This window comes from Polaromonas sp. AER18D-145 (assembly GCF_002379095.1).
In the GTDB taxonomy this organism is placed as follows: Bacteria; Pseudomonadota; Gammaproteobacteria; order Burkholderiales; family Burkholderiaceae_C; genus Polaromonas.
Map to the genome: position 1 here is coordinate 42122 of NZ_NBZV01000033.1, position 11443 is coordinate 53564.

Genomic DNA, 11443 nt, shown 5'->3' on the forward strand with positions numbered 1-11443 from the left:
ATGACCCAGCCCGCCCAACTCGTACCGTCCACGCTGGACGAAGAAACCGCCCGCGCCGAAGTGTATGGGCTGCTGGCCGCGCTTTACTACGCGCCACCGCCGGCTGACCTGCTCGACAACCTGCGGGTGGCGGTGACCGAAGCGCCGGCGGCCGGTGCCTTGCTGGAAGCCTCGTGGGCTGAACTGGTCGGCGCCGCCCGCAGGTTGTCGGACGGGGAGATCGCCCGGGAATACGAGGCGCTGTTTGGCGGCGTCGGCAAGCCCGAGGTCTATCTGTTCGGCTCCCACTACCTCAGCGGGTTCCTCAACGAGAAGCCGCTGGCGGCGCTGCGCACCGATCTGGAAGCGCTGGGCCTGGCGCGCGACGAGGCCATGCCCGAAACCGAAGACCATATCGCCTACCTGTGCGAAGTCATGCGTTACCTGATAGCGGGGGACGATGTGGCGGTCGCCAACCTGACGCGCCAGCGCGAGTTTTTTGCACGCCATCTGCAGCCTTGGGCAACCACCCTGTGCGATGCGGTCAGTGCTCACCCGAAGGCCGATTTCTACCGCGGCCTGGCCGGATTCACCCACACGTTTCTCAGCGTTGAAACCCAGGGCTTTGACATGCTGGCCTGAGCAGGGCGGGCCAATGCGAGGCACGGTGTAGCCTCCCCGCGCAGCAGCTTTTCTCAAAATGCGACACTTTCCTTTGATTAGATCCGTCGGGGTAAAAACTAAGATGCCCTATCGTTTTCCCCTAGGTGTTGTATTTGGCTTGGCCTGACCGTTGTCGCATGTGCAGGTCTGACGTAAAGTAGGCAGGTCAGTAAGTATGCAAACCAGTTCATAACAGCAAGCTTCCTTGGAGACCACTATGCAGGACAGCCAGCCAAAACCCTCGCGCCGGGGCTTCTTCTTCGGCGCTGCCGCCACCGGTGCTGTTGCCGCCGTGGCGGTCGCCCTGCCCGGGGTGCAAGCGCCCGAGGCCGCCCTCCAGGAATCCAAGCCTGCGCCGGAAAAAGGCGGCGGCTACAGCCTGTCGGATCACGTCAAGCGCTACTACCAGACCGCGCGTATCTAGTTTTTCCCGTTCCCCTTCTTACGGAGAGCTCCATGCTGCTCACGAAAAAAATTCACGGTGTTCACGGCGATACGGCGCAGCGCGCCGGATCCGCTCGTTTTGTACAAAGCTTGTCGCGCGGACTGTCGAATGCTCTGCCCACCATGGACCGCCGCGCTTTCCTGCGACGCTCGGGCCTGGGGGTCGGCGTCGGTCTGGCTGCCACCCAACTGACGCTGGTCAAGAAAGCCAAGGCTGCGGCGCCTGGCGCGGGTGACGGCGGCGGAAAAATCGAGGTCAAGCGCACGGTGTGTACCCATTGTTCGGTGGGCTGTGCGGTCGATGCGGTCGTCGAAAACGGCGTCTGGGTCCGGCAGGAACCGGTGTTCGACTCGCCGATCAACCTCGGCGCGCATTGCGCCAAGGGGGCTGCACTGCGCGAGCACGGTCACGGCGAGTACCGCCTGCGTTATCCGATGAAGCTGGTCAACGGCAAGTACGAGCGCATCAGCTGGGACACGGCCCTCAACGAGATCACCGCCCGCATGATGGAGCTGCGCAAGGCCAGCGGCCCTGATTCGGTGTATTGGGTCGGATCGTCCAAGCACAACAACGAGCAGGCCTACCTGATGCGCAAGTTCGTGAGCTTCTGGGGCAGCAACAACTGCGACCACCAGGCACGCATCTGCCACTCCACCACGGTGGCGGGTGTGGCCAACACCTGGGGCTACGGCGCCATGACCAATTCGTACAACGACATGCAAAACAGCAAGTGCGCGTTGTACATCGGCTCCAACGCCGCCGAAGCGCACCCGGTCAGCCTGCTGCACATGCTGCACTCGAAGGAAACCGGTTGCAAGATGGTTGTGGTGGACCCGCGCTTCACGCGCACGGCAGCCAAGGCCGACGAGTACATCCGCATCCGCTCCGGCTCGGACATTCCGTTCCTGTTCGGCATGCTGTATCACATCTTCAAGAACGGCTGGGAGGACACCAAGTACATCAACGACCGTGTCTACGGCATGGACAAGGTCAAGGAAGACGTGCTCGCGAAGTGGACGCCGGACAAGGTCGAGGAAGCCTGCGGTGTGCCCGAGGCGCGCGTGTACATGGCCGCCGAGATGATGGCCAAGAACCGGCCGTCCACCATCGTCTGGTGCATGGGCCAGACCCAGCACACCATCGGCAATGCCATGGTTCGCGCCTCCTGCATCCTGCAGCTGGCCCTCGGCAACGTCGGCGTCTCCGGCGGCGGCACCAATATTTTCCGCGGCCATGACAACGTGCAAGGCGCGACCGATGTCGGACCCAACCCGGATTCGCTGCCGGGTTACTACGGCCTGGCTGAAGGTTCCTGGAAACACTTCGCCAAGACCTGGGGTGTGGACTTTGACTGGATCAAGGGGCGTTATGCCTCGCCCGCCATGATGGGCAAGCCCGGCATCACCGTGTCGCGCTGGATCGACGGCGTGATGGAGAAAAACGAATTCATCGACCAGGATTCCAACCTTCGTGGCGTGGTGTTCTGGGGCCATGCGCCCAACTCGCAGACCCGGGGTCTGGAGATGAAGCGCGCCATGGACAAGCTCGACCTGCTGGTGGTGATTGATCCCTACCCCTCGGCCACAGCCGCCATGGCGGCCATGCCGGGCAAGGCCGAAGACCTCAATCCCAACCGCGCCGTCTATTTGCTGCCGGCCGCAACCCAGTTCGAGACCAGCGGTTCCGTGACGGCCTCCAACCGCTCGCTGCAGTGGCGTGAAAAAGTCATCGAGCCGCTGTGGGAGAGCCGCAGCGACCACATGATCATGCACCAGCTGGCCGAGAAGCTGGGCTTCGCCAAGGAGCTGTCGAAGAACTACAAGATGCAGAAGGTCAAGGGCATGGACGAACCCGTGCCGGAAGACATCCTGCGCGAGATCAACAAATGTGTCTGGACCATTGGCTACACTGGGCAAAGCCCCGAGCGCCTGAAGGCCCACATGCGCAACATGCACATGTTTGACGTCAAGACGCTGAAATCCAAAGGCGGCAAGGACAAGGAAACGGGCTACGACACGACAGGCGACTATTTCGGTCTGCCATGGCCCTGCTACGGAACCCCGGAAATGAAACACCCTGGTTCCCCTAACCTCTACGACACCTCCAAACACGTGATGGACGGCGGCGGCAACTTTCGCGCCAACTTCGGCGTTGAGAAGGACGGCAAGAACCTGCTCGCCGAAGACGGCTCGTACTCCAAAGGCGCCGACATCCAGACCGGCTATCCGGAACTTGACCACCTGCTGCTCAAGAAGCTCGGCTGGTGGGATGAGCTGACCGAGCCGGAGAAGGCCGCGGCTGAAGGCAAGAACTGGAAGACCGATCCTTCGGGCGGACTGATCCGGGTGTTCATGACGGGCCATGGCTGTCATCCTTTTGGCAATGCCAAGGCGCGTGCGGTGGTATGGAACTTCCCCGACGCGATTCCGCAGCACCGCGAGCCGCTGTACGGCAACCGGCCCGACCTCATGGCCAAGTACCCGACGCATGACGACAAGAAGGCCTTCTGGCGCCTGCCGACGCTTTACAAGACCATCCAGCAGAAAAACATCGCCGACAAGGTGCATGAAAAATTCCCGCTGATCATGACCTCGGGCCGTCTCGTGGAATACGAGGGCGGTGGCGAGGAAACCCGCTCCAACCCCTGGCTGGCCGAGCTGCAACAGGAAATGTTCATCGAGATCAATCCCAAGGTGGCTGCCGAGAAGGGCATCCGCAACGGTGAACGGGCCTGGGTCAGCACCCCGACAGGTGCGCGCCTGAATGTCCAGGCGCTGGTGACGGAGCGTGTCGGACCCGACACCGTGTTCCTGCCTTTCCACTTTTCCGGACGCTGGCAGGGCGCCGACATGCTGGCCTACTACCCCAAGGGCGCCGCCCCTGTGGTGCGCGGCGAAGCGGTCAATACGGCGACCACCTACGGCTACGACAGTGTGACGATGATGCAGGAAACCAAGACGACGGTCTGCAACGTCGAGAAGGCATAACCTCTATGACCCCCACGCTTTTCACTTCGTGTAATACGCTGCCCCCCGAGGGGGCCGTTTTTTCCTTGGGGCGGCCCGGCGAAAAAATGATTGTTCAGGAGACACCATGGCACGCATGAAATTTGTTTGTGACGCCGAGCGCTGCATCGAGTGCAACGGTTGCGTTACAGCCTGCAAGAACGAAAACGAAGTTCCATGGGGCGTCAACCGCCGCCGTGTGGTGACGCTGAACGACGGTGTTCCCGGCGAGAAGTCCATCTCCGTGGCCTGCATGCATTGCAGCGACGCGCCCTGCATGGCCGTTTGCCCGGTCAACTGCTTTTACCGCACCGACGAGGGTGTGGTGCTGCACGACAAGGACGTCTGCATCGGTTGCGGCTACTGCTCCTATGCCTGCCCGTTCGGCGCGCCCCAGTTTCCGTCCCAGGGCACCTTTGGCGTGCGCGGCAAGATGGACAAGTGCACCTTCTGTGCTGGTGGCCCCGAGGCCAATGGCAGTCAGGCCGAATTCGAAAAGTACGGCCGCAACCGGCTGGCCGAAGGCAAGCTGCCAGCCTGCGCCGAACAGTGTTCGACCAAGGCGCTGCTCGCCGGTGATGGCGATGTGGTTGCCGACATCTTCCGCACCCGTGTCGTTCAGCGCGGCAAGGGCGCCGAAGTCTGGGGCTGGGGGACGGCCTACGGTTCCAAACAGGCGGGCCAGCCTCCCGTGCAAGGAGCCAAATCATGATGCGCCTCACACTGCTCACGGCTGCCGTCATGGCGCTTGCCGCTTGCGGCGACAAGCCCCAGTCCGCTGGTGGCGTCAAAAGCGACACGGCCGCGTTCCAGGGTACGAGCAATGCCTTCAATGCCCCGGGCTGGAAAGCCGGCGACAAGACCGCCTGGGAGCAGCAGCTCAAGACCCGCGCGCAGGCCGGCCAGAACGAATACAACCGCCTGAAATAACAGGGAGTTCACATGCAACGCCCATCGCGATTCCTGGCGGCACTCTTTCTTGCGGCATCCGGCTGGTCGGCCACGGTGTCGGCGCAACCTGCGGCCACACCGCCGACTCCGGCTCCGGCTGCTGCAACGGCTCCGGCCGCGGCAGCACCCGCCGGCGGCATCCAGAGCGCCAACATCTTCGAGGTCAAACCCGAGGCGAGCGCTGATCCCAAGTACGCCGGACAGACCAATGGCGAGCGTGCCAAGGTCCAGCCCGGCAACAACGCGCCCATGTGGCGCCAGGTGGGTTCGGGTGTCACCGGCTACAGCAGCTTGCCCAAAAGCGAGGCGCCCGAGGCCGGCAACCTGATCCAGCCTTTTGTGCAATACCCCGGCTCACTGTTGACCAACGCCGGAGAGGCCTGGCGCCAGGTCCGCAACAACTGGCTGATCCCCTACGGTGGCGCGCTGCTGCTGATCGTGGTGGGTGCGATAGCGCTGTTTTACTTTGGCAAGGGCCGGATCAACCTGCACGGTGCTGAAACCGGCCGCAAGATCGAGCGGTTCACGCCGTTTGAGCGTTCCGCCCATTGGGCCAACGCAATTGCTTTCTGTATTCTTGCGATCTCCGGGATCGTCATGGCGTTTGGCAAGTTCTTCCTGCTGCCGGTCATGGGTTTGACCCTGTTCGGCTGGCTGACCTATCTGCTCAAGAACATGCACAACTTTGCCGGCCCGCTGTTTGCCGTGTCCCTGGTGATCGTGTTTTTCACGTTTGTCCGCGACAACATGCCCAGCCGCGGCGATATCGGCTGGCTGCTCAAGGGCGGAGGCTTGCTGTCCGGCAAGGAAGTGCCGTCGCACCGCTTCAACGCAGGCGAAAAACTGGTGTTCTGGGGCGGCGTGTTTTTCCTCGGCATCATCGTGGTGGCCTCGGGGCTGGTGCTCGACAAGCTGATCCCCGGGTTGATCTATGTTCGCGACACCATGCAGGTGGCGCACATGGTGCATGCCGTGGCGACGGTGCTGATGATGGCGATGTTCATCGGCCACATCTACATTGGCACCATCGGCATGCAGGGTGCCTACGACGGCATGAAAACCGGCTATGTGGACGAGACCTGGGCCAGGGAACACCACGAGTACTGGTATGACGACGTGAAGGCTGGCAAGATTCCGGCGCAGCGCAGCGAGCCTGCGCCACCGAGCCAGACCGTCCAGGCCTAGATCAGATCTGAACAGCGAGGATTCCATGAAAAAAATTCTTATTGCCGCCTTGTTTGCCAGCATGTCCACCGTGGCACTGGCCAAGCTCCCTCCGGTCAGCGATGAGGCCAAGGCCAAGGCCGCCGAGGCCGCCGCCAAGGCCGCCTGGGCCGGCAAGGTCGATGGCTACCTGTTGTGCAAATCCACGGACAAGGTGGCGGCCAGTTATTACAAGACGGCCAAGGCTGCAGGCAAGGAAACCAAGCCCCCGGTGGCCACGCCAGCGTGCGCAGAACCTGGCGCCTTCAGCTACAAGCCGCCTGAGGCGGCCAAGCCCCTGGAGGCAGCAGGTGCGCACTCTCCGGCAGCGACCGCAACCAGCCCGCCCAGCAGCAAGACACCTGCGGCAGCCATTGCCCCCGAAAAGAAATCCTGAGCACCGATTCACTGCAAAAAGGCCGACCCCGCAAGGTGTCGGCCTTTTTGTTGTAGTCTCGACCTGGAAACCGCAGGTGACCGCTACATATCCGCTGGCAGGACCGCATGGACACACACCTATTGACTCACGCACGATTTCACCTTTCAGGTGATAGCGCTACGCACCCGATTGCGCCGCCTTGGCGCGCGCTGACCGCGTTGCTCCTCCTTGCGGGCATCAGCCCGCAGCGTCGTCACGCCTTGCCAGCTCACCCCATGGCGGCCCACTCGGGCGCGTCCAACTGAGGTTTTCAGGCCAAATCATGCTTCTGCCATACCTGACCCAGGCCCGGGCGCCGCTCACCTGCGACATCGACGCTGTCAACGAGTACGGTGATCCGCTCCAGATCGCCATTCCCGCCGAACGCGCCCTGACGGTCTATGTCGACAAGCGCGAGTTGGTGACCTTGATGACGCTCGGTGCCCACCCCGAACTGCTGGTGCTGGGTTACCTGCGCAACCAGCGGCTGGTCAGGGACGCCGCGGACATCGAGTCCATCACGGTGGATTGGGATGTGGGCGCCGCGGCGGTCAGGACGCGCCACGGCATCGCGGATATCGAGGAAAAAACCGCGCGTAAGGTGGTGACCACCGGCTGCGGGCAGGGCAGTGTGTTCGGCGGCCTGATGGACGAGGTGGACCAGATCGAACTCCCGGTCGATGACTGCATCACCCAGGCCCAGCTGTACAGCTTGGTCAACACCATCCGTCTCAAGGAAACCACCTACAAATCGGCGGGATCCGTTCATGCCTGCGCGCTGTTTTCCCTGGCATCCGCGGAGCCGGAAATGCTGCTGTTTGTCGAGGATGTCGGGCGGCACAACGCCATTGACACCATTGCCGGCTGGATGGCCATGAATATGTTGGCCCCCACGCTCCCCACTGCGTGTGGTTCGCTGCCCCCCAAGGGGGCGCTGCGCCTGCGGCCCGGCGAAGCCGGTCCCGCGGCCCTGGCTGGTGAAGAGGGGGATTCCGGACTCGTGTTCTACACCACCGGGCGCCTGACCAGCGAAATGGTCATCAAGTCGGCGCAAATGGGGGTGCCGATTGTGGTCTCGCGCAGTGGCATCACGCAGATGGGCCACCAGGTGGCGCAGGCTGTCGGGTTGTGCGCCATAGGCCGTGCGACCAACCGGCGTTTTGTCTGTTATGCCCAGCCCGGGCGGCTCAAGCTGCAGCCAGACCTCGCTGGCCCCCGACTGCGGGCGCCAGAGGCCGTCTGACGGCGGTGCGGCGTTCCCGCAGGCGTGGCGACCCGCTGGGGCGCCCCGGCTGTTCACCGGCAGAAACCGACAGGCGCCGGGGCTGTGGACTTTGCGTTATGGTCACGGCATGAACACCCTTTTCCTCAAACTCGGCTGGCGGACGCTGCTGCGCGACCTGCGCGCCGGAGAACTGCGGCTGCTGATCGTCGCGGTGACGCTGGCCGTCGCAGCCCTGACGGCCGTCGGTTTTTTTGCGGACCGCCTCAAGGGGGGCCTGCAGCGCGATGCCCGCCAGCTGCTTGGCGGTGATGCCGTTTTGCGCAGCGACGGCATGACCCCCGAGGTGTTCATAGCCAAGGCGCGCAGCCTGGGCCTGCAGGCGACATCGACCGTGACTTTTCCGACCATGGGCCGGGCGCGCGAGGAAGACGGCGGCGCCAGCAAACTCGTGGCCTTCAAGGCGGTGCCCGAGGGCTACCCCTTGCGCGGCACCATGCTGATCGCGCCAGCCCCTGACGCTGCCGGCGCGGCCACCCGCGAGATTCCCGCCCCCGGCACGGTTTGGGCTGACGCGTCGCTGCTCGATGCGCTGGGCCTGCGCATCGGCCAGACCCTGCTGATGGGCGACGCCCGCTTCACGTTGGCGCGCGTGATTGTCCAGGAGCCGGACCGCGGCGGCGGGTTTGCCAATTTTTCGCCGCGCGTGATGATCAACAGCGCCGACCTCGCCGCCACCGGCCTGATCCAGCCCGCCAGCCGGACCAACTACCGCTTTGCCGTGGCCGGCAGCGACGCCGCGGTGAAAACCTATGTCCAGTGGGCCACGCAAGAGATCAAGAAGGCCGAATGGCGCGGTGTGCGCATCGAGTCGCTGGAGAGCGGCAGCCCCGAGATGCGCCAGACGTTGGACCGTGCCGAGAAGTTCCTCAATCTGGTGGCCTTGCTGGCGGCCTTGCTGAGCGCCGTGGCCGTGGCCATCGTGGCACGCGGCTTCGCAGCCAAACACCTGGACGACTGCGCCATGCTGCGCGTGCTCGGCCAGCCGCAACGCACCATCGCGCTGGCTTACACCTTTGAATTTGTGCTGGCCGGCATGGCCGCCAGCGCCCTCGGTGTGCTGATCGGTTTTGCCGTTCACTATGGCTTTGTGCTGCTGCTGGCCGGCCTGGTCGAAACAGCGTTGCCCGCGCCTACCCTCTGGCCCGTGGCTTTCGGCATGGGCATGGGGCTGACCCTGCTGCTCGCTTTCGGCCTGCCGCCGGTGCTGCAGCTGGCCCAGGTGCCGCCGCTGCGCGTGATCCGCCGCGATGTCGGCAACCTGCGGCCGGCCTCGCTGGCGGTGCTGCTGGTCGGGGTGCTCGGTTTTGCGGCCTTGCTGGTGGCGGCCAGCAGCGACCTCAAGCTCGGCCTGATTGCCGTCGGCGGCTTCGCCGGTGCCGTGGCGGTGTTTGCCGTGGCCAGCTTCGCCGCGGTCAAGCTGCTGCGTGCCAGCGTCAACGAAGCCACCGCGCCGCGCTGGCTGGTGCTGGCCACGCGCCAGCTGTCGGCGCGCCCGGTCTACGCCGTGGTGCAGGTCAGCGCGCTGGCGGTCGGTCTGCTTGCGCTGATGCTGCTGGTGCTGTTGCGCACCGACCTGATCAGCAGCTGGCGCAATGCCACACCGCCCGATGCGCCCAACCGTTTTGTCATCAATGTGCAGCCCGAGCAGGGCGCCGCTTTCCAGCAGGCCCTGCGCGACGGCGGCGTCACCAAGTTTGACTGGTACCCCATGATTCGTGGCCGCCTCGTCGCGATCAACGGCAAGGCGGTGGCGCCGGAGGACTTCGAGGACGACCGCGCCAAGCGCCTGGTGGACCGCGAGTTCAACCTGTCCCATGCCGTGCAGCAGCCCTCGCACAACCAGGTGGTGGCTGGCCGCTGGACGGCCGATGAGGGCGGCGCCATCAGCGTCGAGGACGGGCTGGCGAAAACGCTGGGCCTGAAACTGGGCGACAGCCTGCGTTTCGACATCGGCGGCCAGCTCAGCGAGGCAAAAATAACCAGCCTGCGCAAGGTCGACTGGGGCTCCATGCGGGTCAACTTTTTCGTGATGTACCCGGTGGCGAGAATGCCGGACGTGCCGGTGTCCTACATCAGCGCCTTCCGCGCGCCCGAACGTGTGGCCACGCAGGACGGGGTGAAGCCGCGCAGCTTTGACAACGAGCTGGTCAAGGCCTTTCCCAACATCACCAACGTGGACATGAGCAGCACCATTGCCCAGGTGCAGCGCGTGCTGGATCAGGTGATACGCGCCGTGGAGTACCTGTTTGGTTTCACGCTGGCCGCCGGCCTGGTGGTGCTGTTCGCAGCCATCACCGCGACGCGCGAAGAGCGTGCGCTCGAGTTCGCCATCATGCGTGCCGTCGGCGCGCGCGCCTCGCTGCTGCGCCAGGTGCAGCGTGCCGAACTCGCCGGCGTCGGCTTGCTGGCCGGCTTCCTCGCGTCCATCGTCGCATTGGCGGTGGGCTGGGGCCTGGCGCGTTTTGTGTTCGATTTCAGCTGGACCGGCTCCTGGACCGTGCCGCTGCTTGGCAGCCTCGCCGGCGCGGTGCTGGCGATGGCCGCGGGTTGGTGGGGGCTGCGCTCCGTGCTCAACACACCGGTCGTGGAAACCTTGCGCAAGGCGCAGTGATACAGCAATACCCCCACCGTTCGGACTGAGCTTGTCGAAGCCTGTCCTGCGCCGCGCCGAAGAGCCCTTCGACCCTTCGTCAAGCTCAGGACAGGCCAAGCTCAGGGAGAACGGAAAAGAAAGATCCACCGCAAGTCAACCATGCAGACCGAAGAAAAACCACCAGGCACACCACCGTTCGACACCCCCTTCGCCTGGATAGGCGGCGAAGCGCGGGTGAAGGCGTTGGTGGACCGTTTTTACGACCTGATGGACCTGGAACCTGGCTACGCTGCATTGCGCGCAGCGCACGGCAGCGACCTGGTCAAGGCGCGCCAGCACCTGTTCTGGTTCCTGTGCGGCTGGCTGGGCGGACCGCAACACTACACCGAGCGTTTTGGCCACCCCAAGCTGCGCCTGCGCCACATGCCTTTTGTCATCGGCATCCTCGAGCGCGACCAGTGGCTGGCCTGCATGGACCAGGCCATGGGTGAGACCGGCGTCGATGAAGAACTGCGCGCCAGGCTGCGCACCTCGTTTTTCCAGACCGCAGACTGGATGAGGAACTCGCCGGCCTGACGTTGTGCGGCCACAGCAAACCTGCCCCCGTTCGGGCTGAGCCTGTCGAAGCTCTTTCTGTGCAATGCTATTGATTCGGTAGCTGCTAGCGTCCTTCCTGTAAGGGGTCCGGGCATCTTTTATCAGTAAACTCGGCTGACACGGGGGCGCAAGCCGGACCGGGACTGATTTTATGCATGGCGGATTCAAGTACGAAGTGCAACGTTCAGAAATAGGGTGGGCCAAGAGTCAATAGGATGGGCTCTTTGTGACCAGCCAGTCTCAACGAAGCACCATGACCTACAAACACTTGACCCGAGAAGAACGATACCAAATTCACGTACTC

The 11443-nt window shown here is 63.8% G+C and carries 10 protein-coding genes; all 10 read left to right on the plus strand.

The window, feature by feature from the left end; all coding sequences use genetic code 11:
* The 10 genes from B7G52_RS15935 to B7G52_RS15980 all read left to right on the plus strand — a co-directional run bounded on the left by B7G52_RS15935 (window position 1) and on the right by B7G52_RS15980 (window position 11118).
* The gene (locus B7G52_RS15935; RefSeq protein WP_096698532.1) at window positions 1–621 is read left to right on the plus strand and encodes a molecular chaperone; all 621 of its coding nucleotides are present in this window, start codon (window positions 1–3) and stop codon (window positions 619–621) included.
* Window positions 622–859: 238 nt separating this feature from the next.
* Complete coding sequence (locus tag B7G52_RS15940) at window positions 860–1066, plus strand: formate dehydrogenase (protein ID WP_096698533.1); 207 nt, start codon at window positions 860–862, stop codon at window positions 1064–1066.
* 32 nt (window positions 1067–1098) lie between these two features.
* Complete coding sequence (locus B7G52_RS15945; RefSeq protein WP_096698534.1) at window positions 1099–4074, plus strand: formate dehydrogenase subunit alpha; 2976 nt, start codon at window positions 1099–1101, stop codon at window positions 4072–4074.
* 106 nt (window positions 4075–4180) lie between these two features.
* A complete protein-coding gene (fdh3B, locus tag B7G52_RS15950) occupies window positions 4181–4804 on the plus strand; it encodes a formate dehydrogenase FDH3 subunit beta (protein WP_096669558.1) in 624 nt (207 codons plus the stop codon).
* Window positions 4801–5022, plus strand: a complete 222-nt coding sequence (locus B7G52_RS15955) for a hypothetical protein (RefSeq protein ID WP_096698535.1) — start codon at window positions 4801–4803, stop codon at window positions 5020–5022. Before fdh3B ends, B7G52_RS15955 begins: the two co-directional genes overlap by 4 nt.
* 12 nt (window positions 5023–5034) lie before the next feature.
* Entirely contained in the window at window positions 5035–6228 is a 1194-nt protein-coding gene (locus B7G52_RS15960) for a formate dehydrogenase subunit gamma (RefSeq protein ID WP_096698536.1), read from the plus strand.
* A 25-nt stretch (window positions 6229–6253) separates the two neighbouring features.
* Complete coding sequence (locus B7G52_RS15965; RefSeq protein ID WP_096698537.1) at window positions 6254–6643, plus strand: hypothetical protein; 390 nt, start codon at window positions 6254–6256, stop codon at window positions 6641–6643.
* 304 nt (window positions 6644–6947) lie between these two features.
* The gene (locus B7G52_RS15970; protein WP_096698538.1) at window positions 6948–7907 is read left to right on the plus strand and encodes a formate dehydrogenase accessory sulfurtransferase FdhD; all 960 of its coding nucleotides are present in this window, start codon (window positions 6948–6950) and stop codon (window positions 7905–7907) included.
* A 109-nt stretch (window positions 7908–8016) separates the two neighbouring features.
* A complete protein-coding gene (locus B7G52_RS15975) occupies window positions 8017–10560 on the plus strand; it encodes an ABC transporter permease (protein ID WP_096698546.1) in 2544 nt (847 codons plus the stop codon).
* A 141-nt stretch (window positions 10561–10701) separates the two neighbouring features.
* On the plus strand, window positions 10702–11118 hold the full coding sequence (locus B7G52_RS15980) for a group II truncated hemoglobin (protein WP_096698539.1): 417 nt from the start codon (window positions 10702–10704) through the stop codon (window positions 11116–11118).
* The last annotated feature ends 325 nt before the right edge of the window (window positions 11119–11443 follow it).

What these genes read in the sequence shown, in the direction of transcription:
- B7G52_RS15935 (WP_096698532.1), top strand. Translation starts at nt 1, where the DNA reads ATGACCCAGCCCGCCCAACTCGTACCGTCCACGCTGGACGAAGAAACC.
- B7G52_RS15940 (WP_096698533.1), top strand. Translation starts at nt 860, where the DNA reads ATGCAGGACAGCCAGCCAAAACCCTCGCGCCGGGGCTTCTTCTTCGGC.
- B7G52_RS15945 (WP_096698534.1), top strand. Translation starts at nt 1,099, where the DNA reads ATGCTGCTCACGAAAAAAATTCACGGTGTTCACGGCGATACGGCGCAG.
- fdh3B (WP_096669558.1), top strand. Translation starts at nt 4,181, where the DNA reads ATGGCACGCATGAAATTTGTTTGTGACGCCGAGCGCTGCATCGAGTGC.
- B7G52_RS15955 (WP_096698535.1), top strand. Translation starts at nt 4,801, where the DNA reads ATGATGCGCCTCACACTGCTCACGGCTGCCGTCATGGCGCTTGCCGCT.
- B7G52_RS15960 (WP_096698536.1), top strand. Translation starts at nt 5,035, where the DNA reads ATGCAACGCCCATCGCGATTCCTGGCGGCACTCTTTCTTGCGGCATCC.
- B7G52_RS15965 (WP_096698537.1), top strand. Translation starts at nt 6,254, where the DNA reads ATGAAAAAAATTCTTATTGCCGCCTTGTTTGCCAGCATGTCCACCGTG.
- B7G52_RS15970 (WP_096698538.1), top strand. Translation starts at nt 6,948, where the DNA reads ATGCTTCTGCCATACCTGACCCAGGCCCGGGCGCCGCTCACCTGCGAC.
- B7G52_RS15975 (WP_096698546.1), top strand. Translation starts at nt 8,017, where the DNA reads ATGAACACCCTTTTCCTCAAACTCGGCTGGCGGACGCTGCTGCGCGAC.
- B7G52_RS15980 (WP_096698539.1), top strand. Translation starts at nt 10,702, where the DNA reads ATGCAGACCGAAGAAAAACCACCAGGCACACCACCGTTCGACACCCCC.